A 25833-nucleotide genomic window follows, 5' to 3' on the forward strand; every position below is an offset into this window, starting at 1 on the left:
CAAGTAAATGAAAAGACTTTTGTCGGGGTGGCAGGATTCGAACCTGCGGACTTCCCGATTAAAAATCGGGACGTGATAATCGTTCTATACTAGAATTTTAGCTTTCAGTTTATGCCAAAAAAAAAGTCTCTCCAAGTAAATGAAAAGACTTTTGTCGGGGTGGCAGGATTCGAACCTGCGGCCTCCTGCTCCCAAAGCAGGCGCGATAACCGGGCTACGCTACACCCCGTAAGCGGGTGCAAAGATAGAACTATTTTTTACTTATCCAAAACAATTTAAAAAATTAAGAGCTTTTTTTATTTCAGAAGAACCTAACGTCCTCAAAAATTGAAGATCTAAAAAACCTTATAGTATATAGATTCAAATTTAATATTTGCTTTCCCTTGGCCAAAATGGTAATTAAACACTTTAGCCTTTCACTTAAAATCTTCATCTTAATAAAAATAAATCCATCAAAACACGCATAGAACAAAGGCTTACGGAGGTTTAGTAAATGTTAACAAAATAGATTTTCAGAAACCATAAATAATTGTATTTTTACGGTTCAAAATTCAGAAAATAAATGGGCAAAATCATTGCGATTGCTAATCAAAAAGGAGGCGTTGGAAAGACTACTACATCAGTAAATCTTGCAGCCTCATTAGGTGTTTTAGAAAAGAAAGTACTTTTAATCGATGCTGATCCTCAAGCCAATGCTACATCTGGTCTTGGTATTGACGTAGAATCAGTTGAAGCTGGAACTTATCAAATCCTGGAACACAGTATAACACCAAAAGAAGCTATTTTAAAATGCACTGCTCCAAATGTGGACGTGATACCTGCTCACATTGACCTTGTTGCCATCGAAATCGAATTGGTTGATAAAGAAAACAGAGAGTATATGCTTAAAAAAGCATTAGAAAGTGTAAAAGATGATTATGATTATATCATAATCGACTGTGCACCTTCATTAGGCTTGTTAACTTTGAACGCTTTAACAGCTGCTGACTCTGTAGTTATTCCTATTCAATGTGAATATTTTGCACTTGAAGGATTAGGAAAATTATTGAACACTATAAAAAGTATTCAAAAAATACACAACCCAGATCTTGATATCGAAGGATTGTTATTAACCATGTACGATTCAAGATTACGTTTATCAAATCAGGTTGTAGAAGAGGTTCAAAAACACTTTAACGATATGGTTTTTGATACTGTTATTCAGCGAAATGTAAAATTAAGCGAGGCTCCAAGTTTTGGAGAAAGCATTATTAATTACGACGCAACGAGCAAAGGAGCTGTTAATTACATCAATTTAGCTCAAGAAATTATAAAGAAAAACAGCAAATAGTTTTTATGACAAAAGCAATTAAAAAACAAGCCTTAGGAAGAGGATTATCAGCATTATTAAAAGATCCGGAAAATGACATTACATCAGTAGAAGACAAAAATGCTGACAAGGTTGTTGGAAATATTATTGAGCTTGAAATAAGTGCTATCGAAATAAATCCGTTTCAACCAAGAAGTAATTTTAATGAAGAATCGTTACGCGAATTAGCCACTTCTATAAAAGAACTTGGTGTGATTCAACCTATTACTGTTCGAAAATTAGATTTCAACAAATACCAATTAATTTCTGGAGAACGTCGTTTACGTGCTTCAACTCTAGTAGGATTAACACATGTTCCTGCCTATATCCGTATTGCAAATGATAACGAATCATTGGTTATGGCATTGGTTGAAAACATTCAACGTCATGATTTAGATCCTATTGAGATTGCACTTTCTTACCAACGTTTAATTGATGAAATTCAATTAACTCAGGAACAAATGAGTGATCGCGTTGGAAAAAAACGTTCTACAATTGCCAACTATTTACGTCTTTTAAAACTAGATCCAATTATCCAAACAGGTATACGTGACGGTTTTATCAGCATGGGACATGGTAGAGCAATTATCAATATTGAAGATTTAGATGTTCAAACAGACATTTATCAAACAATAGTTAGTCAAAACTTATCTGTTCGTGAAACTGAAGCTTTAGTAAAAAATTATCACGAAAGTTTAAAACCAAAAGCAGAAGGAAAGCCAAAAGCAGATTCGTCATTTATGGTTAAAGAAACGCAAAAAAACACTTTCAATGATTATTTTGGTGCGAAAGTTGATGTAAAAGTCGCGGGCAACGGAAAAGGAAAAATTACAATTCCTTTTAATTCTGAAGCCGACTTTAATAGAATTATAAAATTAATAAACGGATAGTGAATAAAATTGTCCCCATAAGTCTATTGTTCTTTCTTATAGGAACCGTTTCTCTTTTTGCCCAGGCAAAAAAAGACACGGTTTTGGTTGTTAAAGACACTAGCAAATTACAAGAAATAGACCCTCTTACACCAGCAAAAGCAGCTTTTTATTCGGCTATTTTACCCGGTTTAGGTCAGGCCTACAATAAAAAGTACTGGAAAATTCCGTTAGTATACGGAGCAATTGGTACGAGTTTATACTTTTACATAGACAACAATAAAAAATACCATGATTATCGAGACGAATACAAACGAAGACTCGAAGGTTATGGCCCAGGAACTGGTGGGAAGTACGATTTTCTAGACGACAGCAGACTTATTGCTGGTCAAAAATTCTACCAAAGAAACCGAGATTTATCCCTACTATTTGTTGTCGGCTTTTACGCCTTAAACATTATCGATGCCAATGTTGATGCAGCGTTAATTCAATTTAACGTAAACGAAAGATTATCGCTACGTCCGGAAGTTTATCCTGACGCAATAACTTTTAAACCAAACGTTGGACTAACTTTTAATTACCACTTTTAGATAGCCTTTGCTATTTAAATTCAAAAATATACACAAAATGAAAATTGCGCTTTTAGGATACGGAAAAATGGGTAAAGTAATCGAAAGAATTGCTTTAGAAAGAGGTCATGAAATTGTTTTAAAAAAAGACGAATCCAACACTTACGATGGACTTTCAACAGCTGATGTCGCTATAGATTTCAGTATTCCAACTGCAGCCGTTGACAATATCTCAAATTGTTTCCATGCTAATGTTCCGGTAGTTTCAGGAACAACGGGATGGTTGGAACATTATGACGAAATGGTAAAACTTTGCAACGAAAAACAAGGTGGATTTATTTCTAGTTCAAACTTTAGTTTAGGTGTAAATATTTTCTTTGAATTAAATGAATATTTAGCTAAAATAATGGCTCAATTTGACTCTTACAAAGTGACGATGGAAGAAATTCATCATACTCAAAAACTTGATGCTCCTAGTGGAACAGCTATTTCTTTAGCAAAAGGTGTTATTGAAAATAGTAATTACGCTAATTGGACTTTAGATCAGGCAAAAAACAACGAGATTCATATTGAAGCAAAAAGAATTGGTGATGTTCCCGGAACACACACTGTAACTTATGATTCAAATGTCGATAGTATCGAATTAAAACATACTGCTCACAATCGCGAAGGTTTTGCACTTGGAGCTGTAATTGCTGCTGAATGGCTTGCCGGAAAAAAAGGAATTTACAGCATGAAAGACGTATTAAATTTAAAATAAACTGATTTAATTTTAAGGCTTACCATTCAACAACCTTAAACTTTAAACTCTAAACAAAATATTATGACACTATATCTTTGGTTTGTATTTTTCTTAGCTGTACAAGTTATTCATTTTATAGGAACATGGAAACTGTATCAGGCAGCGGGAAGAAAAACTTGGGAAGCTGCGATTCCAGTTTATAATTCGATTGTTTTAATGAAAATAATTAATCGCCCAACTTGGTGGACATTATTACTTTTCATTCCAATTATCAACCTAATTATGTTTCCGGTTGTTTGGGTAGAAACTTTAAGAACATTTGGCAAAAAATCAACTTTAGATACTATTTTAGGGATTTTTACTTTAGGTTTTTACATCTATTATGTAAACTATACTCAAAAATTAGAATACAACGCCAACCGTTCATTAACACCAACAAACAAAACTGCTGATACTATTAGCTCATTACTTTTTGCTGTTATTGTGGCGACATTAGTACATACTTATGTGGTACAACCTTATACAATACCTACTTCATCTTTAGAAAAATCATTGTTAATTGGTGATTTCTTATTTGTAAGCAAAGTAAACTATGGCCCTAGAGTTCCAATGACAACTATTGCATTGCCAATGGTTCATGACTCAATTCCGTTTACAAAACGCAAATCATATTTAAGCTGGCCACAATTGCCTTACTTTAGATTACCTGCTATGGAAAAAATAAAACGATCTGATATTGTCGTTTTTAACTGGCCGGTAGATACAGTTCATTATTTCTACGAGCCAAAAGGAAGACCTGGAGTAATCAAACCAATTGACAAAAGATCAAATTACGTAAAAAGATGCGTTGGTATTCCTGGTGATAGCTTATCTGTTGTTGACGGATATGTTTTCATTAACGGAAAAAAACTAATTTTACCTGAAAGAGCAAAACCTCAATATTCTTATTCTGTTGCATTAGACGGAAAAACAAATATTGATTTTGAAAGATTATTCAAAGAATTAGACATAACAGATCCTGCAGGTTTCAGAACTGAAAAAAGAGATACTCTTTATTTTAGAGCTTTAACAGAAGCCAGTGCAGAGCGCTTAAAAAACACACCTGGAATTACTGCGGTTAAAAGAGAAATCGACAGAGGAAATGACAATGCTATTTTCCCTCACATTAACAAATGGAGTCAGGATAATTTTGGTCCAATTTACATTCCGGAAGCAGGAAAAACAGTTGCTTTAACCAATACTTCTCTACCTTTTTACAAAGAAATCATCACTAATTACGAAGGAAACACTTTGCAATTAGACGGTTCTAAATTTTTAATAAACGGAAAACCAACAACAACATACACCTTCAAACAAAACTATTACTGGATGATGGGAGACAACCGTCACAACTCTGAAGATAGTCGTTATTGGGGATATGTTCCGGAAAATCATATTGTAGGAAAACCAGTTTTCATTTGGCTAAGCTGGGACACTAACGGAAAAGGAATTAATAAAATTCGCTGGAGCAGAGTTTTCACCACTGTTGACGGTGAAGGACAACCTCAGTCGTACTTTAAATATTTCTTATTCATTCTTGCAGCCTATTTTGTTGGAGAATATTTCTGGAGAAAAAGAAAAGAAAACAAAGCATAATAAATTAGTCAAACGTTTAAAAGTCTAAAGTCATAAAGTCAAGCTTAAAACTTGTTTTTGTGACTTTGGACTTTTGACTTTAAAACTTTAGACAAACTATGAACTCTTTATTACTTCCTACCTATTTTCCGTCTATTAGCCACTTTGCGGTTATGGCTCAATCTGAAAATATCACTTTTGAAATGGAGGATAATTTTCAGAAACAAACCAATAGAAATCGTACGTATATTTATAGTCCAAACGGAATTCAATTACTAAACATACCCGTTAAACATTCAAAAACAAATCATCAAAAAACAAAAGATGTCTTGATTGAAAATGAATTCGACTGGCAAAAACAACACTTTAAATCATTAGAAGCAGGCTACAGAAGCTCCCCTTTTTTCGAATTTTTTGAAGATGATATTCGTCCTATTTTCGAAAAACAACATACCTTTTTGATGGATTTAAACATGGAGGTTTTAGATGTTGTAACGAAATGTTTGCGTATGAAATTGGAATTTGGAAAAACCACTGAATATTTTCCTGAAACAGAAAACGTTACAGATTTCAGAGCTTTGGCAAACGGAAAAAAAGATACCAATTCGTTCGAAAAATACACTCAGGTTTTTGATGACAAACATGGTTTTATCAATAATTTAAGCGTTTTAGATTTACTTTTCAACGAAGGTAAATTCGCAATGGACTATTTAAAAAGCCAGAAAGTAATATAAAATATTCCGATTATAAGAAACGCGTTTTTCGTATTAGACATAAAAAAAGGACTTAGAATTTCATTAAAATCTAAGTCCTTTTCTTTTATAAATATTCCAAACAGAAGCTTTTTTTTATTCTATCGAAAGTCTTGTCATAATTGGATAATGATCTGAATTTTCGAAATCAGGAAAGCTTTCAAACTCTTTCACTTTCATTTTACTATCTGTAAAAATATAATCGATTCTGGCTGGATAATATCGGAATTTATAAGTTGCGCCAAAACCTTCTCCCGCTTCTTCAAAGGCATCTTTTAACTTTCCTTTTATGCTTCGATACACATAAGAAAACGGACTATTATTCATATCTCCGCAAATAATAATCGGATTTTTACATTGTTTAATATTCTCTTTAAACATTTCAGCCTGCTCTTGCTGTTGCCTAAATCCTTTACTTATTCTACCATAAATAAGCTGTGATTTCTTCTGATTTACATTATCAATATTATTGGAAATTTCACTAACATCAGGAGATATTTTAATAGACTGCAAGTGCATATTATAAACACGAATAACATCTTTACCACGTTTTATATCTGCATAAATTACATTATTGTCTGATTTAGGAAAGATAATATTCCCTTCGTTTATAATTGGAAATTTTGAAAAAATAGCCTGACCCGTTTTAATTTGCTTTCCATCAATAAAAATATAGCGATGCGGATATACTTTTAAATCAAGATGTGCTGAATTTGAATACTCTTGAATGCATAAAATATCAGGATCTTTCTCGTCAATAAATGCTTTTATATTTGATGGTATATCATCGCGATCCAACCATTTAAAAACATTAAAAAGACGCACATTATAACTCATTACAGAGAAATCTTTCTCGTCATGAACATATTCTTTTGCCGAAAATTTGTAAAACTTACTGATAAAAGTAATTCCCATTAACAATACCAAACCAGATAAAATAAGGCGCTTTTTAAACTGAATTGCCCAATAAACAAAGAACAGGCCATTCATAACAAAAAAAGCCGGCATAAAGAGCGTCAATACCGATAAAAGCGGAAAACTCTTTGGTGCCAGAAATGGTAAAATATAAATACTAAAAGTCAATACAGTTAGCACTATATTCAAAAAGAACATTATTTTATTAAACCACGAAAGGTTTTTCATATTTGTTGGCTAAAAGGATTATTTTCCAGCTTTAAATAAAAACTCTTTTTCTTCTTTTGTTAGACAATCGTAGCCAGACTGGCTAATTTTATCTAAAATTTCATCGATTTGCTGTTGCGTTTTATCTTTCGTAACAATTCTTGATGTAACTTTTTCTGTAGGTTTTTTATAATTCTTATGAACTTTTGTAAAAGGGGTCGAAGGTGATTTTTTGAATAGATTAGTAAAGAAATCTAATATTTTTGAAATTATAACACTTAAATCGGTTCCGTTTTGAAGCGATTTCATGTAGATAAACCCAAACAAAGCTCCAGCTAAATGCGAAATATGTCCGCCCGTATTATCTAAGCGAAGCTGCATTAAATCCAGAATTAAAATTACTGCAGTAACATGCCAAAGCTTAACACTTCCAACAAACATTAAGCGAACTCCCATTAAAGGCTGATAGGTAGTTACAGCTGCTAAAACAGCCATAATTGCAGCAGAAGCTCCCACAATTGGAGCCGAAATATTTAAAACATAATAACTTAAAGTAAATATTATTCCCGAAAAAATAGTACCAAGAATATAAACTCCTAAATATTGTTTTTGCGTAAAAAAAGTTAAAAATAATTGACTTGCAAAATTCAACACAATCATATTAAAAAACAAATGCAAAAATGATCCGTGAAAGAAAGCATAAGTTAAAAGTGTCCAAGGCTTGAACATAAAAACCTGCGGATCTGACGATAATGCCAACCAATTTGGATAATCAAAGCCACCACCAGAATACTGATAAAAAAACACTAGTGAAATCAAGAAACATGCAATGTTCCAATAGATAACACGCATAGCAATGCCACCTAATTTATATTGTAGTTTTAAATCGTCAAGAATATTCATAATAGCTTCTTTTGGTTATTATTTTTCGATATTAAAATTAAAAATTAATTCCAACGATTTTTATTAAACTGATTTTTTTTCCAATACAACATCATCAAATATCCTGTTAATGCTCCTCCAATATGAGCAAAGTGTGCAATTCCAGTACCACCACTTCCAAATAAAGAACTTCCTTTGAAACCTAAAAACAAATCTATCGCAAGAATTCCAGGAACAAAATATTTAGCTTTAATTGGAACAGGAATAAACATCAAAGCCAATTCAGCATTTGGAAACATAAAAGCAAAAGCTGTAAGCAATCCATAAATTGCACCAGAAGCCCCAACAACGGTTCCAAGATAAGCATCTGTAAAACCACTAAATTCTGAAACAGAAACTAAATTCTGCCATCTGGTATCGATTTTACCTTCTGCCAAAAGCTTCAAAATTTCTTGTTTCTGAAATCCATTTGCCATCAAAGTACTCATTACATCTTGAAAAGAATAGTAATTTACTAATGTATGAAGCAACGCAGAACCTAAACCACATGATATATAAAAAAATAAGAACTTTTTTCCTCCCCAAAAATGCTCCAACGCAGACCCAAAAGATACCATTGCAAACATATTAAAAGCTATATGCATAAATCCGCCATGCATAAACATATGCGTGATTGGCTGCCAAATTTTAAAATTTGGATTTTCCGGAAAAAACATAGCCAAATATTCATAAGAAACTGGCACTAATTGCGAACCAAGAAAAAATATAATATTGATTATCAACAATTGTTTTACTACGGGAGTCATATTCATCATAAGGCAAACTTTTTATCAATATCTTCCACACGCATTGTGATGAAAGTTGGTTTTTGAAAAGGTGAAATATTTGGGTCTTTGCAGGCAAACAAACCGTTTACCAAATTATCTTGTTCTTTTTCGGTTAAATAAGACCCTGTTTTAACCGCTAAACTTTTTGCCATCGATTTGGCAATTGTATCATTTTGACTATAACTACTAGCCGGAATTCCGTCTTGCAAATCGCTCAATAATTGTTCAATTACAAGCGAAACTTCACTCTCGGTAATATTTACCGGAATTCCAGAAATTATAATATGATCTGTTTGCGCTTCATCAAAAACAAAACCAGTTGTTTCTAGTGAAGGTTTCAATTCTTCGATTAATTCCATTTCGCCAGACGAATAAAACAAATTCAGCGGAAACAACAATTGTTGACTCGAAGCTTGATTTACGGTCATATTCAGCAAAAATTGTTCATACAAAATACGCTGATGTGCGCGTTGTTGATCGACAATTACCATTCCTGACTTTATTGGCGAAACAATATATTTTTTATGAATTTGGTATGTTCCCTGACTCGCCTGTTCGATTTCATTATCATTAAATAAAGACGAAGTTACTTCTTCATTTTCAAAAGTAAAAGGCGAACTCTCAATAGTTTCTGTATCCAAACCTACATATAAGCTTTCCCAACTTGCAGTTGGTTCTACTCGTTTATTATAACTAGGATATGAACTTGATCCTGAGCCGGAACTAAAACTTGAACTTGAACCAGATCCTGAGCCAGAACCCGAATTAGATTTAGAATAATGCTGATTGGTTTTGTCATCTGTAAACGGATTAAAAGTTCCATCTACCTGAATAGTTGGTGTTTCAGCTTCTAAATCCTTATAATGATATGGTGTATCTAAATTGGCATCACGATCAAAATCAAGAACGGGAGAAACATTAAATTGTCCCAAACTGTGTTTAATCGAAGCTCTTAAAATAGCATATAAAGCTTGTTCATCATCAAACTTAATTTCTGTTTTAGTTGGATGAATATTAATATCGATTGTATTTGGCGGAACTGTTAAGTACAAAAAGTAACTTGGCTGTGAACCATCTTTTAAAAGACCATCATAAGCTGCCATTACCGCATGATGCAAATAACCACTTTTAATGAAACGATCGTTTACAAAGAAGAATTGTTCTCCTCTGTTTTTCTTTGCAAATTCCGGCTTACACACAAATCCCTGAACATTTATAATCTCAGTATCTTCGTTTACAGGAACCAATTTTTCATTGGTTTTACCAGACATTATCCCAACTATACGCTGACGATATCCAGCAGCTGGCAAATTATACATTTCGCTGCCATTATGGTAAAAAGTAAAATGAATATTTGGATGCGCCAATGCCACTCGCTGAAACTCATCCATAACATGACGAAATTCAACCGTATCTGATTTTAAAAAGTTACGACGAGCCGGAATATTAAAAAACAAGTTTTTAACCGCAAATGAGGTTCCTTTTGGTAAAACAGCTACTTCCTGCGATACAAATTTACTTCCCTCGATAACAATATGCGTTCCAAGTTCATCCTGATCTTGTTTGGTTTTCATTTCCATGTGTGCAATTGCAGCAATAGAAGCCAATGCTTCTCCACGGAAACCTTTTGTATGAAGTGAAAATAAATCTTCGGCCTGACGAATTTTTGATGTCGCATGACGTTCAAAACACAAACGCGCATCGGTTACACTCATTCCTTTACCATTATCAATAACTTGAACTAATGATTTTCCAGCATCTTTTATAATCAATTTAATATCCGTCGCACTCGCATCAACGGCGTTTTCCAACAGCTCTTTTACAACTGAAGCTGGTCTTTGAACCACCTCTCCGGCAGCAATTTGATTAGCAACGTGATCAGGAAGTAATTGAATGATACTCGACATTAAGAAATTTGGGTTAAAGGTTGTCCTTCAATTCTCATCAGACTTCGTCTGTAAAAATCTCAGGATAATATTATTAATTAATTTATGATTTTTAAAAACCAAAGTCTACAAATTTAATGAATTTCCGTTGGCTTTTTAAATAAGTGGCGTCATAAAAAAAACAAAAAACCTATACTATTTATACACAGTATAGGTTTTAGTATTTTAAAACAATTGTGTTTTATTCTTTTTCGATCGTTATTGGAGTTTCTTCGATTTGAATTGCTCCTGAAGATAACAATGGTTGATTGAATGAGTGTGAAATTGAAGCTTGCTGACGAATATAGGCCATTTTGATTGCTGCAATTGCTGCCTCAGTTCCTTTGTTTCCGTGAACTCCTCCACTTCTGTCAATGGACTGCTGCATGTTGTTATCTGTTAATACACAAAAGATAACCGGAATATCTGTTTGAACATTCAAATCTTTAATTCCCTGTGTAACACCTTCGCATACAAAATCAAAGTGCTTTGTTTCGCCTTGAATAACGCATCCAATAACAATAACTGCATCTACATTTTGCGTTTGCAACATTTTTTTTGCACCGTAGATCAACTCAAAACTTCCTGGAACATTCCAACGAATAATTTGTTGAGCAGGAACTTCACAATCAATTAAGGCGTCGAAAGCACCATTGTAAAGCCCTTCAGTTATAGTTTCATTCCACTCAGAAACAACAATCCCAAATCGAAAGTCTTTCGCATTTGGGATCGTGTTTTTATCGTATTCTGATAAGTTTTTATTTTCAGTAGCCATCTGTATATTTTAGATTTTAGATATTAGACTTTAGATTTCAGATTCTGAAATACAAATCTACAATCTTAAATTTAAAATTCAGGGTTTTTATTGTGCTAATCCAATCAATACATCAACAGAAGCTGCTTCTGGAGTTGCATCGAAGTTTTCTTTAATATCTGTTAAGTATTTTAAAGCATCCTCTTTTTGACCTAAAGCTAAAGCAGTTTTACCAGCTTTTAACAAGAAACGAGGTGTTGTAAAATCATTTTTATTAAAATTAGCAGCTTTAACATAATAATCTAAAGCTTCTTTTTGTTGGTTTTTTTGAGAATAAGCATCTCCCGTTGCACCAATTGCCAAAGCTCCAACTATCGCATCTTTAGATTTAAAGTTACCTAAGTATTTAATAGCATCATCATATTTTCCAATATTCAATGAAGCAATACCTGCATAATAGTTCGCTAAGTTTCCTGCATCTGTTCCAGAATACTCATCAGCAATTTTAACGAATCCGAATTTACCTTCAGAACCGTTCAAAGCCAATTTGTACAATGAATCACTTGCTACACCATTTGTCGCTTTGTCAAAATTTTGTTGAGCAACAAACATTTCGCTTGCAGCTTCGTCTTGTTTAGGAGCTTCAATAAATTTTTGGTAAGCCAAATATCCAATAGTAGCAACTGCAATACCAGCAACTAAACCAATAATGATTTTTTGATTTTTAGCAACCCAATCCTCAGTTTTTGAAGCAGTTTCATCTAATTTAGAAAAAACCTCAGCTGTTTTACTGTTCTTCCCATCAAGAATTACTTGTTGTTCTTCATTCACAACTTCTTCTTTAACTTCCTTCTCCTTTGGTGCTTTATATCCTCTTTTATTGTAAGTAGCCATTTAAAATTAATTTAGTGAACGGCAAAAATAAAATTTTTATTGAAACTGAGGTAAAAAAAATCAATTTTATCACTATTTTAAAAAAAATAACGCTCTAAATAGCATCTTCAATCTAAATTCAGAGAAAACAATTCATATTTAAACACTACAAAAACCTGTTATAGCAATAATTTTCAATAATTTGAATCTTAAATATTTCTTACTTAACTCAAAGTTCTTAATCATGAAAAAGTAATTTTTAGCCACAGATTTTACAGATTCTCGCATATTAAGCATTTATTGAATTAAATTTGCTGAACAAAATCCTTTTTAGTCTTTTAATCTGTGGCAGAAAAACCAAATCCGCAGGACAAAATTACAATCTGGAGGTGTCAATTTTTATTATTACAGTTTCAAAAAAATGCATTTAAACAAAATTTCTCTATTCAATTATAAAAATTTCTCCGAAGCCAATTTTGATTTCGACCACAAGATCAATTGTTTTGTTGGCAAAAACGGAATTGGAAAAACCAATGTACTCGATGCTATTTATCATTTGGCTTACGGAAAAAGTTATTTTAATCCTTTGGCGGTTCAAAATATCAAGCACGGCGAAGAGTTTTTTGTAATTGATGCCGAATTAGAAAAAAATGACAGAACAGAACAAATTGTTTGCAGTCTAAAAAAAGGACAAAAGAAAGTTTTAAAAAGAAACGGAAAAGCTTACGACAAATTTTCAGACCATATTGGATTTATTCCCCTTGTAATTATTTCGCCAGCCGATCGCGATTTAATTATAGAAGGAAGTGAAACGCGCCGTAAATTTATGGACAACGTTATTTCGCAATTAGACTCCACTTATTTACATCAGCTTATTCAATATCAAAAAGTAATTGTCCAACGAAATGCTTTGCTAAAGTATTTTGCTTTAAATCATACATTCGACAACGACACCTTATCTATATACAACGAACAGCTTAATAACTTTGGTCAATCTATTTTTGAGAAGCGAAAAGAATTCATCGAGCAATTTATACCTATATTTAATACACATCATCAAGCCATAACCGGATCTGAAGAAACTGTTCAACTGGTTTATGAAAGTCATTTGTTCGAAAAAGACTTGTTGACACTTTTACAAGAAAACATAAATAAGGACCGCGCTTTGCATTACACAAGCGTAGGAACCCACAAAGACGACTTATCTTTTGAAATCGATTCGTATCCTATAAAAAAATTCGGATCGCAAGGACAACAGAAATCTTTCTTGATTGCTTTAAAACTGGCCCAATTTGAATTTTTAAAGAAACAAAGCGGCGTAAAACCCCTTTTATTGTTCGATGATATTTTTGATAAACTAGACGAAAGTCGCGTTGCCAAAATTGTCGAAATGGTGAATAGCGAAACTTTTGGACAATTATTTATTTCTGACACGCATGCCGAACGTACTGAAGCAATTGTAAAATCGACACATCAGAGTTATAAGATTTTTAATTTAGGGTAAAGCAACCACAATCATTATCATCCTGAGCGAAGTCGAAGGATTACGCACGAAGATCCATCAAGTTAGTTACCAATCTTTGTCGAGTCACTCGCGATCCTTCGACTTCGCTCAGGATGACAAAAATATATGTCTTAAAACTCACTACTAAAAAATTCGTGCTAATTCGTGAAATTCGTGGCAACGGTTTTTTTTCACTTTCTATTAAGAATTCAAAAATGAAAAAACATTATTTTAGCAATTCTATAATTTAAAATTCGATCTTATGAAATTCCCCAAAATTATATTACTATTAATTTCAATCGTACTCGTTTCTTGCAACGAAAAAAAGACAACTTCTTTTGAAGAAATTAGTCCAAAAGAATTTGCAGAAAAGATTAAAAACACTGAAAACCCACAAATTTTAGACGTTCGAACTCCTGACGAATTTGAATCTGAACATATTGATAATGCTAAAAACGTAAACTGGAACAGCGAAGATTTCGAAACAAAAGCTGCATCTTTTGACAAATCGAAAGCTGTCTTTGTATATTGTTTAAGTGGCGGAAGAAGCAAAAAAGCAGCTACAAAACTTAACGAACTAGGTTTTAATACAGTTTACGAATTAGAAGGTGGTTTCTTAAAATGGAACGAGGAGGGATTTGGAAAAGCTTCAACTGGTCAAGTTGGTATGACTACAACTGATTTTAATGACTTACTAAATACGGACAAAAAAGTTTTGGTAGATTTTTATGCCGAATGGTGTGGCCCATGCAAACAAATGGAACCATACATTTTGAAAATGCAAAAAGAAATGGCAGATAAAGTAACGATCATTCGTATTGACGTTGATAAAAACAAAACTTTGGCAAACGAATTAAAAATCAACGGACTTCCTGCTTTATTTTTATACGAAAACAAAACTATAAAATGGCAAACGACTGGCTTAATTAGCGAACAAGATTTAAAAAAACAACTGCAATAAAACACTGAATATGCTTACGAAAGAATCATTGCAATTTTTAGACGATTTAAAAATCAACAACAATAGAGATTGGTTTCAGGAAAATAAAAAACGATATGAGATTTTCAAAAAAGATTATCATCAATTGGTGAGTGATTTTCTTGATGCAATGAAACCTCTTGACCCTTCATTAGAATTATTAGAGGTTAAAAACTGTACATTCCGTATTAATCGTGACATTAGATTTTCTAAAGATAAATCTCCCTACAAAGCTCATTTAGGTGTTTGGCTTTCATCTGGCGCAAAAGGTCAAAATCGTTCCGGATATTATGTCCATATCGAAAAAGGCGCGAGTTTTATAGCCGGTGGATTTTATTCACCAGATCCTGATCAATTGAAAAAAGTACGCAAGGAAATTGCTTTTTTCCATGAAGACTTGGAAGCAATTTTAGCTGATAAAAATTTCAAAAAGGAATTCAACAGTTTAGATTTCGATGAAAATAATTCGCTTAAAAACCCGCCAAGAGGTTACGAAAAACAACATCCTGCAATTGAATTTTTAAAACTAAAAAGCTTTACAGCAACTCAAAAATATGATATTTCTGAAGTAACAAAAAAAGATTTCGTTGCTAAAATGAGTCAGAAATTAATTGCTCTAAAACCTTTAAACGAGTTTATCAATCGTGCTTTAGAAACAGAAGAATAATTTTAATAAATTAGATAAAATTTTTGCCACAGATTAAAAGATTAGCACAGATTAGCACAGATTATTGAAAATCATTTTTAAATCTTTTAATCTGTGGCAAAAAAACTTCATTGAATGAAAAGAAAAATACTTTTTCTGGGAGAATCCTATCGCGCCGACGCCATAACTTGGATGAAAGGATTGAAAGAATTTGGTGATTTTGAAATTTGCACATGGGAACTACAAACACCAAACAATTCAAAACTTAACAGATTCAAGCGTATTTTAGAATATTTATTCTCTCCTATTTCTATTCGAAAAACAATAAAACAAGAAAAACCAGATATGATTATTGCAGAAAGAACGACCAGTTATGGTTTTCTTGCTGCAATTTCAGGTCTTCATCCTATTGCAATTGCACAACAAGGCCGAACTGATTTATGGCCAGAAGGTTCTATTTTACTTCCATTTAAAAAAATCATTCAGAAACACGCATTTAAAAAAGCCGATTTAATTCATGCTTGGGGTCCTGTAATGACTATTTCAATGAAAGCAATTGGAGTTGACATGAATAAAGTTCTTGTAATTCCAAAAGGAATTGATTTAAAGCTATTTTCTCCTTCAATAAATAATTCTGCTAAAATTGAAGCGATTGTGACACGTTCTTTAGAACCGGAATATCGTCATGATTCTATTTTAAAAGCTTTTGCTATTCTCAATAAAAAAGGAATTGATTTTTCGTTGACCATTGTTGGAAACGGAACACGATTACAATTTTTAAAAGATTTAGCCAAAGATTTACTAATCGAAAACAAAGTGATTTTTACAGGAAGAATCCCAAATACCAAACTTCCTAAATTATTAGAACAATCGAATTTTTATATTAGCATGCCCATTACCGAAGGTGTTTCGGCATCTTTATTTGAAGCAATGGCTTGTTGCTGTTATCCAGTAGTTTCGGACATTCCAGGAAATCAAAGCTGGATTAAACATCGCGAAAACGGACAATTGATTGAAATTGACAATATCGAAATGGTTGCCAAAGAATTGATTTGGTCTTTTGATAATGTAGAATCTAGAAATAACGCAATTCTTACCAACAGAAAATTTGTAGAAGAAAACGCCAACTACAATATCAACATGAAAATTATTGCCGATAAATATCATGAGTTGCTGGATTCTCAAGCGTAATCTAACTGCAAAGAACACGAAGAAAGATTAAAAAAACTTTGCGAAACTTTGCGTAAAATCTTTACGCTCTTTGCGGTAAAAAAAAAAAAAATCGCACCGTAACTTTTCTTCAATTCCAAAGACTTATTATTAAATCGTTTAATTTAATCCAAAAAAGATATGAATAATAGAAGAAACTGGTTAAAACAAATAAGTTTAGGTACGATTGGATTGGGCATTATCCCATTTGAAACATTCGCAAATCCTTCTGTAGAAGAATGTTTTTTACCTAATTTGGACAAATCTCCCATATTATTACGATCAAACGAAAATCCATACGGCCCTTCTCCGCTTGCCCGAACTGCTATGGCAAAAAGTGTAAATAGCAGTAACCGATACGGCTGGAATCTTGCTTCGGAATTAATCACTGCTATTGCAAAAAAGAATAATGTTCAAGATAATAATATTCTGCTTGGTGCAGGTTCAACCGAAATTTTAGATTTGGTTCTTCAATACTCCGCTTTAAACAAAGGCAATTTTATAATGGCCGAAACCACTTATAATTATTGGACAGCTCCTTCTGAAAAACTAGGAATTAAAAAAATAACAGTTCCGCTAACCGAAGATAAAAAACATGATTTAACTGCCATGTTGCAGGCAATTAATGCTGATACAAAAATGATCTACATTTGTAATCCAAACAATCCAACAGGAACAATTTGTGATCGCGAAAAACTAGTATCGTTTATAAAGGAAGCTACTAAAAAAGTAATTGTATTTATAGACGAAGCTTATATCGATTTTACAAAAGAAGAATCGTTGAGTAATCTTGTCTCAGAAAACAAGAATTTAATTATTACCAAAACGTTTTCAAAAATGTACGGTATGGCAGGGGCTCGTGTTGGTTATGCCGTTGCACATTCTGCTACAATTGAAGAACTCAACGGTTTAAAATCATCACCTGACAGTTCTGTAAGTGTGGTTTCAGCTTCTGGCGCATTGGCTTCTTTACAAGACGAAAATTTTGTAAAACAAGTCTACGCTGATAACGAAGCAGTAAAAAAATACACGATCGAAAAACTGACTCAGCTTAACCTAACCTGCATCCCATCTCATTCTAATTTTGTTTATTTCTCTTTGAATAATTATCAAAAAGATTACTTTAAACAATTAGAAAACCACAATATACAAGGCACAAAAATTTACGAAGAAAACGGAAAATGGACTAGAATCACCATAGGAACCATGAAAGAAATGCAGCAATTTATTGAAGCTATTAATTGAAATTCCGCAAAAGTCTTTCTACGGAAATCTATCCAAATAAATAATAATCGTTACTTTTGAACTCAGAATCATCCTGAAATTTCGGGATTCAAAAAAGCCTTTTATTTATGGAAATCCAATCCAATTTTTCTTTAAAAAACCACAATACTTTTGGTATCGAAGCCAAAGCAAAACAATTTGTTGCCGTTCATTCGGTTGATGAATTAAAAACCATTTTAAAAGAAAATAAAAACGAGAAAAAGTTTATTCTTGGCGGAGGAAGCAATATGCTTCTAACTAAAGACATTGACGCCTTGGTAATTCACATTGATTTAAAAGGAAAAAAAATCATTAAAGAAGATGATGATTTTGTTTGGGTCGAAAGTCAAGCCGGAGAAACATGGCACGATTTTGTTCTTTGGACAATCGATAATAATTTTGGAGGCCTGGAAAACATGTCTCTTATTCCTGGAAATGTTGGTACAACTCCCGTACAAAATATTGGAGCATACGGAACTGAAATAAAAGATACTTTTATTTCTTGTGACGCCTTAAATATTGAATCATTAGAAATTAAAACTTTTACAAATGCCGAATGTAATTTTGGGTATAGAGAAAGTATTTTTAAAAATGAGGTTAAAGATCAATACATCATTACATCTGTAGTTTATAAACTCACAAAACGCAATCATAAAATAAATACATCTTACGGAGATATTACTGCCGAATTGGCCAAAAACAACATTACAACTCCAACTTTAAAAGATGTGAGTAATGCGGTTATCGCCATCAGACAAAGTAAATTACCCGATCCTAAAGAACTTGGAAACAGCGGAAGCTTTTTTAAAAATCCGATTTTATTGAAATCTGATTTCGAAAAAATCCACCAGAAATTTCCTGAAATGAAATACTACGAAGTCTCTGAAACAGAAGTAAAAGTTCCAGCGGGTTGGTTAATTGAGCAAGCAGGTTTTAAAGGAAAACGTTTTGGCGATGCGGGAGTTCACAAAAATCAAGCTTTGGTTTTAGTAAATTACGGAAACGCAACAGGACAGGAAATTCTTGCCGTTTCGAGAGATGTTCAGAAAACTGTTTTTGAAAAATTCGGAATTCATATTGAAGCAGAAGTTAATGTGATTTAAAACACAAATTTCGCGAATTAGCACGAATTCCTAATTATTGTGAGACTGAGCGAAGCCGAAGTCCATTAAAAGAACAAAAAACTTTGAACCTTTGCTTCTTTGTGCCTTTGAACCTAAAAACAAAAAAATGTATACACCAGATTTATACAAAGATGAAGATCCGGAATCTATCAGAACTTTTTTGAGAGAAAACAGTTTTGGCATTCTGATCAATCAAACTCACGGAAAATTATGTGCTACACATATTCCGATTGAACTTGAAGTAAATGCTGATGGAAGAGAAATTTTGCAAGGACATCTTTCTAAACTGAATCCACAAGCCGAAGGTTTTACCGAAAACGATCAGGTTCTGGCCGTTTTTACAGGTCCGCATAGCTATGTTTCATCTTCTTGGTACGATCACGAAAATGTTCCAACCTGGAATTACATAGCCGTACATGTTTACGGACGCATCAAAATTGTCGACGAAGCAACTTCGATAGAACAACTAAAGAAATTGGTGGATAAATACGAAGCTAATTCTGAGAATCCCGTTCGAGTAGAAAACTTATCAACCAAAACAATGCGTGAAGCGAGAGGAATTTTTGGTTTTGAAATTGAAATTAACGAAATTCAGGCAACCAAAAAACTATCTCAAAACAGAGACGATCACAATTATAAAAACATAATTTCGGAATTAGAAAAAACCGAAAACCCTCAGTCTATTGCTATTGCAAAAGAAATGTCGAAATGCCGAAAGTAAATCAATTTTAACCATTGAAAACTGAGATTTCATAAGTACATTTGCACTCGCAAGATTCAGAAATTAAAAGACATTAAAATCAGATGCTTATAACTTTATTTTACTTCTTTATTGCTATTGTTGTTATTCAAATTTTCTACTATTTAGGAATTTTTGGAAAGTTTGCTTTCGCAAAACCACAAAACATCACACCAAAAAGAATTCCGGTTTCAGTAATAGTTTGCGCTAAAAATGAGGAAGAAAACGTAAAAAAATTCATTCCGCTATTAGCAGAACAAAATTATCCTGATTTTGAAATTGTTTTAATTGATGATGCTTCAAGCGACGAAACCTTAGAAGTTTTTGAGCAATTTGAAAGTGAATATGATAATATTCGTTTGGTAAAAGTTAAAAACAATGAAGCTTTTTGGGGAAATAAAAAATACGCTTTGACTTTAGGAATTAAAGCTTCAAAAAAAGATTATTTACTTTTTACAGATGCAGATTGTTATCCTACTTCAAAAGATTGGATTACGTCAATGACTTCTCAATTTACGATGAACAAAACTATCGTTTTAGGATATGGTGGTTACGAAAAAATCGAGCGTTCATTGTTAAATAAAATTATTCGTTTTGAAACCGTTTTAACGGCTGTGCAATATTTTTCGTGGGCAAAACTAGGATTCCCATACATGGGAGTTGGCAGAAACTTAGCTTACAAAAAAGAAGAATTTTTTAATGTAAATGGTTTTATTGAACACATTCAGGTTCGTTCTGGCGATGATGATTTGTTTATTAATCAAGCCGCAAACAAAAATAATACAACTATTTCATATACTCCTGAAAGTTTTACTTATTCAAGACCTAAGGAAACCTATAAAGAGTGGTTTACTCAAAAAAGAAGACATGTTTCGACTGCACAATATTATAATTTTTTTGACAAAATGCAGTTGGGTTTATTTTTCGTATCACAATTATTTTTCTTTTTATCAGTTATCTTGTTATTAGCGTTCCAATTTCAGTGGATTGCTGTTTTGGCTATTTTAGCGACTCGCTACACTGTGGCTTGGACAGTAATTGGATTTTCGGCTGGCAAACTAAAAGAGAATGATCTAAAAATTTGGTTTCCTATTGTCGAAATCGTGCTTATATTCACGCAAATTAATATCTTTATAACTAATATCTTTTCAAAACCTGTATATTGGAAATAAATTCTAAAATAGAAAAAGCAAAAAAAGGCGATCAAATCGCCTTTACTTTTTTATTAGATTATTTCTGGAATGAAGTATATGGCTTCATGCTTAAGCGTACTGAAAACGAAACGATTGCCGAAGATATTACCATAGAAACTTTTTCCAAAGCTTTTGACAAAATTGCTACTTACAATTCAGAATTTCAATTCAACACCTGGTTAATTGCTATTGCAAAAAACGTTTACATTGATTTGTTACGTAAAAAGAAAACTAATCTTTTTATAGAAATCACAGATGCCGAAGACCAACAGGCATATAATATTGCCGACCCTACTCCGTCTGCAGAAGATGCATTAATTAAAGAACAAAATCTCTCCAGATTGCTTCTTTGCATCAAAGAATTAAAACCCCATTATCAAGAAGTTATTCAGCTACGTTATTTTCAAGAAATGACGTATCAGGAAATTGCGCTCAAAATTGACGAACCTCTAAGCAATGTAAAAGTAAAGCTGCTTCGTGCTAAAAAATTATTAGCCGAAATTATCGAGCGTAATAGATAATTTATTATCTTTAAGAAAAGAATAACATATCCATGTATTTATTCTTAAATTAATAAATTATTCACACAATAAAACAACAACTCTTACGTTGTTAGCTAACAACCCAAAACCTTATCGCTTATGATTTAATGTTACTTAACCTTAAAATCCATAAATCATGTCTAAATCAAGCATCTACGAAACCAAGTGGACCGATCTCGTTTTCGAAAACAAAAACAAAGAGTACGGTGCGTATCAATTACGCCAAGAGAATTCAAAAACTACAGTTACAGCGCTATTTATGGCACTGCTATTATTTGTAGGTTTAGGAAGTGTGTCGATGTTGATTAGTAAAATTAAAACCAGTAACATTGTAGAAACACCAACTATTCCAGAAGTTCCGCCAGTTACAGTAACACAAGTTGATCTTCCAATTCCCGTTGAACCAGTAGCTCCAGAACCTATTGCGCCTCCACAGCAAAGCGCTCCGGTTACAGAAGCAGTTCAATTGAGTAATCCGGTAGTCGTTCAAACAAGTCAGGCTACGCCAGATGTTATTGCGCCAAATACCCAAAACGCTCCAACAAGCAATAATGTAAGCACTGGAACAGGAACTGTTGTTAATGCATTACCAGCAGGCGGCGGCGGTGGCGATGTCGCTCCATCAACAGGAACGACTAACGAACCTGTAAACCCTGCAATATTAGACAAACTACCAGAATTTCCGGGTGGAATCAATAAGTTTTACACTTATGTTGGCAATAACTTTCACAGACCTGAATTAGATTCTGAAAGAACATTAAAAGTATATGTTTCGTTTGTAATCGAAAAAGATGGTACTATGACTGATATCATGGTAAAAAATGATCCTGGATACGGAATGGGAAAAGAAGCCATTAGAGTTTTAAAATCCTTAAAAACTAAATGGAACCCAGGAATCTTAGAAGGAAAACCTGTTAGAACAGCATATAATCTTCCAATTACGATTAAAACGGAAATGGAATAACAATAAAAACTGCAAAAAAAGCAGAACTTAGGTTCTGCTTTTTTTTTGTGCTTTATTTAAGTTGAAACTCTAAAAAGATTACTTTTAGGTTTATTTCTATCTAAAAACCTTAAATGCCATTTACTTTTTCACATCCTGCAATAATTTTACCTTTAAGATATTTTCCTGCAAAATGGTTTTCATTTACGGGTCTTGTAATTGGAAGTCTAACTCCAGATTTTGAATATTTTATTCGAATGAAAGTTCAGAGTATTTACAGCCACACTGTGGTTGGAATATTCTGGTTTGATTTACCTCTTGCAATTTTACTTGCATTTCTTTTTCATAACTTAGTTCGCGATCCTTTATTTTTTAATCTACCAAAAAGCTTTCATTCCAGAATTCTAGTTTTTACTGAGTTTAACTGGAATCTTTATTTCAGGAAAAATTGGATTGTGGTATTAATTTCAATATTGATTGGAATAGCTTCACACCTGCTATGGGATGGTTTTACCCATAATCACGGTTATTTTACAGAGCAATTTTCCGGACTAAAAAATGTCTTTATTATTTTTGGACATGAAATTCCGATTTGGAAAATCACACAACATTTAAGTTCTTTAATTGGGGCATTTTTTATTATTCTTGCTTATCTGCGACTTCCGCAGAAAAACATTATCAAATATTCGATTTCTAGAAAATACTGGATTTTGGTATTTGTTCTTACACTTTTTGTTTTATTTATACGATTTTCAGCCTCGTTTAATACAAAAGCTTTTGGAAACATAATTGTTTCTGTAATTGCCGCTTTTTTAATTTCCTTAATCCTAAGTCCTGTAATACTAAAACTGAATCAACTTAAAAACAGTTAGTCTTTTTCTTTCTTTATGAGTTCGATTTCAATTATCTTACACTTTATTAATCTCAACCATTTTGTTTTTTTTTATTTAACCATCTACTTTTAAATTCATGAAAAGAATATTCATTTTTTTAGTTCTTCTTACAACACAAAGTTATGGTCAAACCATAAAAGGAGTTTATATACACACTCACTTAAAATCTATGAGCTCAGATGCAAATGGCGTTACTGAAAACCCTGTTAAACCTGAAACATTTTCATTTTTCTACTCGGCTCAAAAATCCCTTTATGAAATGATTTCATCTCAAAAATCAAAAATTGATACCTCTCAGATATTCCACAACGGATTAAAACTGGAAACTTATAACGCAGTAACTTTAGCCGATATTGATATTACGTATAAGAACTTTAAAAACAATCAGATTATAAAAGAGTACAATATTCGAAACAGTGATTTTAGCGCCAAAGACAAACTAACTGATTACGAATGGACTATTACAAATGAGACCGCAGTAATAAATGGCTACAAATGTAAAAAGGCCACAACCAAAAAAGCTTTTGTACCAACTACAGCTTGGTTTACCGAAGAAATACCTATCAATGATGGTCCTTTTGAATTTTGGGGCTTACCAGGATTGATTATTAAAGTTGAACTTGGCGGTTATAGTACTATTGCGCTCGAAACATTAAAAATTACTAAAGAAACGTCAGAAATAAAAGAACCTCAGAATAAAAGCACACAAGTCACCTTAGACAATTTCTACAGTAGTATTGAAGCTTATTTAGAAGGAACAAGTCCTCTAAACAAATACAAATAATCATCTTATTTCAGCATAAAATACATTCCGTAATTAACAAAATCAATTACTTTTACACCTCCTAAAGAGGGAAATTAAATCTATTAAAATTAAAAACTAAAAAATGGGAATATTTTCTGCTATTCTTGGCAACGCTGGTTCTGTAAGTCAAGATGATTTACTTAAAAAATACGGACAACTTTTAACAGATAATGAAGAAATTGAAATGGGTTTTAAATTAATCCGTGACACTTTTATCTTTACGAACAAACGATTGATTCTGGTTGACGTACAAGGTATCACAGGAAGCAAAACAGAATACAAATCTATTGCTTACAAAAGCATCACACGTTTTAGCGTTGAAACTGCAGGAACTTTTGACTTGGATGCCGAATTGAAAATATGGGTTGCAAGCGAGACAAGCCCAAGTATTGTAAAACAATTTACAAAATCTGTAAATGTGTATGATGTACAAAAAGTGCTGGCATTTCATGTTTTAGGTTAATCTTTAAAATAAAAAACCCGATAAATTCATCAGAAACTTATCGGGTTTTACTTTTCTATTAGAAATTATTATTTCTTTTTAGTAGTAGTTTTTTTCGTAGTTGTAGCTTTCTTGGTTGTTGTTTTTGCTGCCGGAGCAGTATTTACAATTTTCTGTTGCACATAAGGTTTGTACAAACCATCTTTTTCAGCTCTTTTCTTAGCATCTTCAGCTCTTTGTTTTGAATCTGGATGCGAACTCATCATCTGATCGATAAAAGAAGCTTCGGTTCCTTCGCTCATTTTAGCCAAAATTCTAAAAGCAGATTCTTCTGCATTCACATCATAACCATTCTTTTTTAAGAAATTATAAGAATATAAATCAGCCTGAGCTTCCTGTTTACGGCTAAATTTACTATCTATTATCGCACTTCCAATTTTCCCTAATTGACTATCTGTAACGGTTGCAATTGTTGTAGATTGTGATGCCGCTGCATCCATTAAAGCTTCTTTTTTATAAGCCGCTTTTATAGCATCTTGAGAATCATGATTGGCTACGTGGCCAATTTCATGACCAATTACAGCAAGCAATTCATTATCGTCCATAATATCCATTAATCCTGTATAGACACGAACACTACCGTCAGCAGTTGCAAAAGCATTCACTTCTTTTAGCTTATATACTTTATAATTTAAAGTAAATCCATCGCCAGCAGTATATTTACCAAAAACCCTGTTCAACCTTAGCGTGTAAGGATCTGTTGCGCTTGCAACTTCATGCTCTGTATCCATTTTATCTACCGCAGCTTTAGACAAAGCAGCTGCATCAGCATTACTAAACGTAAAACCAGTAATCCCCTTTTGAACAGCTCCAATGGCTTTATCACCAAAATTAATCTGCGCATTCATTTTAGTAAAACCAAAAGTGGCAAACAAAACTCCCAATACAATAAATTTCTTTTTCATGTTTTATATTATTACAATTTAACAACAAATGTACTACAAATCAAATATCGTTTTTATTTCGTTAAGCTAATTTTTTAACAATTAAAGATAAAAATTTTAAACGAGTAAAAACCAACCTTCTACCATAATTATTCCTCTTTTTCAAATTAACAAACAAAAATTATATTTTTCAAACCTCATCATGATTTAAAAACGATAATTTAACATCAAGACAGAAGTATCTTCAAAAACACTTTTTAAACTATAAACAAATCCATATCAAATTAAATCTTAAACGAATCTCCAAATAAACTACATTCCTTATCTTTG

At 32.7% G+C, this 25833-nt stretch carries 26 protein-coding genes and 1 tRNA gene; 19 read left to right on the forward strand and 8 right to left on the reverse strand.

The annotated features are described in order from the left end of the window. Positions 1–154: 154 nt before the first annotated feature. Positions 155–229: transfer RNA gene (locus tag IW18_RS19560), tRNA-Pro, on the reverse strand. 333 nt (positions 230–562) lie between these two features. Here IW18_RS19560 and IW18_RS19565 point away from each other — a divergent pair. The 6 genes from IW18_RS19565 to IW18_RS19590 all read left to right on the forward strand — a co-directional run bounded on the left by IW18_RS19565 (position 563) and on the right by IW18_RS19590 (position 5876). Next, positions 563–1330, forward strand: a complete 768-nt coding sequence (locus IW18_RS19565; protein WP_041519864.1) for a ParA family protein — start codon at positions 563–565, stop codon at positions 1328–1330. A gap of 5 nt (positions 1331–1335) precedes the next feature. Continuing rightward, positions 1336–2238 carry a ParB/RepB/Spo0J family partition protein gene (locus tag IW18_RS19570; protein ID WP_041519865.1) on the forward strand — a complete coding sequence of 301 codons (903 nt, stop codon included), beginning with the start codon at positions 1336–1338 and terminating at the stop codon, positions 2236–2238. Continuing rightward, positions 2238–2807, forward strand: a complete 570-nt coding sequence (locus IW18_RS19575; RefSeq protein ID WP_041519866.1) for a DUF5683 domain-containing protein — start codon at positions 2238–2240, stop codon at positions 2805–2807. Before IW18_RS19570 ends, IW18_RS19575 begins: the two co-directional genes overlap by 1 nt. A 37-nt stretch (positions 2808–2844) precedes the next feature. Beyond that, positions 2845–3546, forward strand: coding sequence for a 4-hydroxy-tetrahydrodipicolinate reductase (dapB, locus tag IW18_RS19580; protein ID WP_041519867.1), 702 nt, complete (start codon positions 2845–2847; stop codon positions 3544–3546). 63 nt (positions 3547–3609) lie between these two features. Then, positions 3610–5163: a signal peptidase I gene (gene lepB, locus IW18_RS19585; RefSeq protein WP_041519868.1), complete on the forward strand. Its 1554-nt coding sequence runs from the start codon at positions 3610–3612 to the stop codon at positions 5161–5163. Between the two features lie 98 nt (positions 5164–5261). Then, entirely contained in the window at positions 5262–5876 is a 615-nt protein-coding gene (locus IW18_RS19590) for a WbqC family protein (RefSeq protein ID WP_041519869.1), read from the forward strand. A gap of 114 nt (positions 5877–5990) precedes the next feature. Here IW18_RS19590 and IW18_RS19595 read toward each other — a convergent pair whose 3' ends face one another. From IW18_RS19595 to IW18_RS19620, 6 genes are all read right to left on the reverse strand, one after another. Further along, a complete protein-coding gene (locus IW18_RS19595; protein ID WP_089081914.1) occupies positions 5991–7007 on the reverse strand; it encodes an endonuclease/exonuclease/phosphatase family protein in 1017 nt (338 codons plus the stop codon). Positions 7008–7055: 48 nt separating this feature from the next. Then, positions 7056–7919: a rhomboid family intramembrane serine protease gene (locus IW18_RS19600; RefSeq protein WP_041519871.1), complete on the reverse strand. Its 864-nt coding sequence runs from the start codon at positions 7917–7919 to the stop codon at positions 7056–7058. Between the two features lie 44 nt (positions 7920–7963). Continuing rightward, complete coding sequence (locus IW18_RS19605) at positions 7964–8713, reverse strand: rhomboid family intramembrane serine protease (protein ID WP_084607999.1); 750 nt, start codon at positions 8711–8713, stop codon at positions 7964–7966. After that, on the reverse strand, positions 8710–10632 hold the full coding sequence (mutL, locus tag IW18_RS19610) for a DNA mismatch repair endonuclease MutL (protein ID WP_041519872.1): 1923 nt from the start codon (positions 10630–10632) through the stop codon (positions 8710–8712). The genes IW18_RS19605 and mutL overlap by 4 nt, the downstream gene beginning before the upstream one ends. A 220-nt stretch (positions 10633–10852) precedes the next feature. Beyond that, positions 10853–11425 carry a 6,7-dimethyl-8-ribityllumazine synthase gene (gene ribH / locus IW18_RS19615; protein ID WP_041519873.1) on the reverse strand — a complete coding sequence of 191 codons (573 nt, stop codon included), beginning with the start codon at positions 11423–11425 and terminating at the stop codon, positions 10853–10855. Between the two features lie 87 nt (positions 11426–11512). Beyond that, entirely contained in the window at positions 11513–12298 is a 786-nt protein-coding gene (locus IW18_RS19620; RefSeq protein ID WP_041519874.1) for a tetratricopeptide repeat protein, read from the reverse strand. 400 nt (positions 12299–12698) lie between these two features. Between IW18_RS19620 and recF the strand changes: the two genes are divergently transcribed. The 13 genes from recF to IW18_RS19685 all read left to right on the forward strand — a co-directional run bounded on the left by recF (position 12699) and on the right by IW18_RS19685 (position 24580). Further along, complete coding sequence (gene recF, locus IW18_RS19625; protein WP_041519875.1) at positions 12699–13781, forward strand: DNA replication/repair protein RecF; 1083 nt, start codon at positions 12699–12701, stop codon at positions 13779–13781. Positions 13782–14043: 262 nt separating this feature from the next. Continuing rightward, entirely contained in the window at positions 14044–14742 is a 699-nt protein-coding gene (locus tag IW18_RS19630) for a thioredoxin domain-containing protein (RefSeq protein WP_041519876.1), read from the forward strand. A gap of 10 nt (positions 14743–14752) precedes the next feature. Then, positions 14753–15427: a DUF2461 domain-containing protein gene (locus tag IW18_RS19635; protein ID WP_041519877.1), complete on the forward strand. Its 675-nt coding sequence runs from the start codon at positions 14753–14755 to the stop codon at positions 15425–15427. Between the two features lie 114 nt (positions 15428–15541). Beyond that, positions 15542–16597 (forward strand): glycosyltransferase, encoded by a 1056-nt coding sequence (locus IW18_RS19640; RefSeq protein ID WP_041519878.1) that lies wholly within the window; start codon positions 15542–15544, stop codon positions 16595–16597. Between the two features lie 159 nt (positions 16598–16756). Next, positions 16757–17860: a pyridoxal phosphate-dependent aminotransferase gene (locus tag IW18_RS19645; protein ID WP_041519879.1), complete on the forward strand. Its 1104-nt coding sequence runs from the start codon at positions 16757–16759 to the stop codon at positions 17858–17860. 107 nt (positions 17861–17967) lie between these two features. Further along, positions 17968–18981, forward strand: coding sequence for a UDP-N-acetylmuramate dehydrogenase (gene murB, locus IW18_RS19650; RefSeq protein ID WP_041519880.1), 1014 nt, complete (start codon positions 17968–17970; stop codon positions 18979–18981). 127 nt (positions 18982–19108) lie between these two features. After that, a complete protein-coding gene (locus tag IW18_RS19655) occupies positions 19109–19723 on the forward strand; it encodes an FMN-binding negative transcriptional regulator (RefSeq protein ID WP_041519881.1) in 615 nt (204 codons plus the stop codon). An 83-nt stretch (positions 19724–19806) separates the two neighbouring features. Further along, entirely contained in the window at positions 19807–20913 is a 1107-nt protein-coding gene (locus IW18_RS19660; protein ID WP_041519882.1) for a glycosyltransferase, read from the forward strand. Continuing rightward, positions 20904–21455, forward strand: coding sequence for an RNA polymerase sigma factor (locus IW18_RS19665; protein WP_041519883.1), 552 nt, complete (start codon positions 20904–20906; stop codon positions 21453–21455). Before IW18_RS19660 ends, IW18_RS19665 begins: the two co-directional genes overlap by 10 nt. Before the next feature lie 157 nt (positions 21456–21612). Then, positions 21613–22440, forward strand: coding sequence for an energy transducer TonB (locus tag IW18_RS19670; RefSeq protein ID WP_041519884.1), 828 nt, complete (start codon positions 21613–21615; stop codon positions 22438–22440). 113 nt (positions 22441–22553) lie between these two features. Further along, on the forward strand, positions 22554–23291 hold the full coding sequence (locus tag IW18_RS19675; protein WP_041519885.1) for a DUF4184 family protein: 738 nt from the start codon (positions 22554–22556) through the stop codon (positions 23289–23291). Positions 23292–23388: 97 nt separating this feature from the next. Then, positions 23389–24096 carry a GLPGLI family protein gene (locus tag IW18_RS22775; RefSeq protein ID WP_052480239.1) on the forward strand — a complete coding sequence of 236 codons (708 nt, stop codon included), beginning with the start codon at positions 23389–23391 and terminating at the stop codon, positions 24094–24096. Positions 24097–24199: 103 nt separating this feature from the next. Continuing rightward, positions 24200–24580: a PH domain-containing protein gene (locus IW18_RS19685; RefSeq protein ID WP_041519886.1), complete on the forward strand. Its 381-nt coding sequence runs from the start codon at positions 24200–24202 to the stop codon at positions 24578–24580. Between the two features lie 68 nt (positions 24581–24648). Here the strand turns inward: IW18_RS19685 and IW18_RS19690 are convergent, their stop codons facing one another. After that, entirely contained in the window at positions 24649–25524 is an 876-nt protein-coding gene (locus IW18_RS19690; RefSeq protein WP_041519887.1) for a M48 family metalloprotease, read from the reverse strand. Positions 25525–25833 lie beyond the last annotated feature (309 nt).

Origin of the sequence: Flavobacterium hibernum (assembly GCF_000832125.1) — a bacterium.
In the GTDB taxonomy this organism is placed as follows: domain Bacteria; phylum Bacteroidota; class Bacteroidia; order Flavobacteriales; family Flavobacteriaceae; genus Flavobacterium; species Flavobacterium hibernum.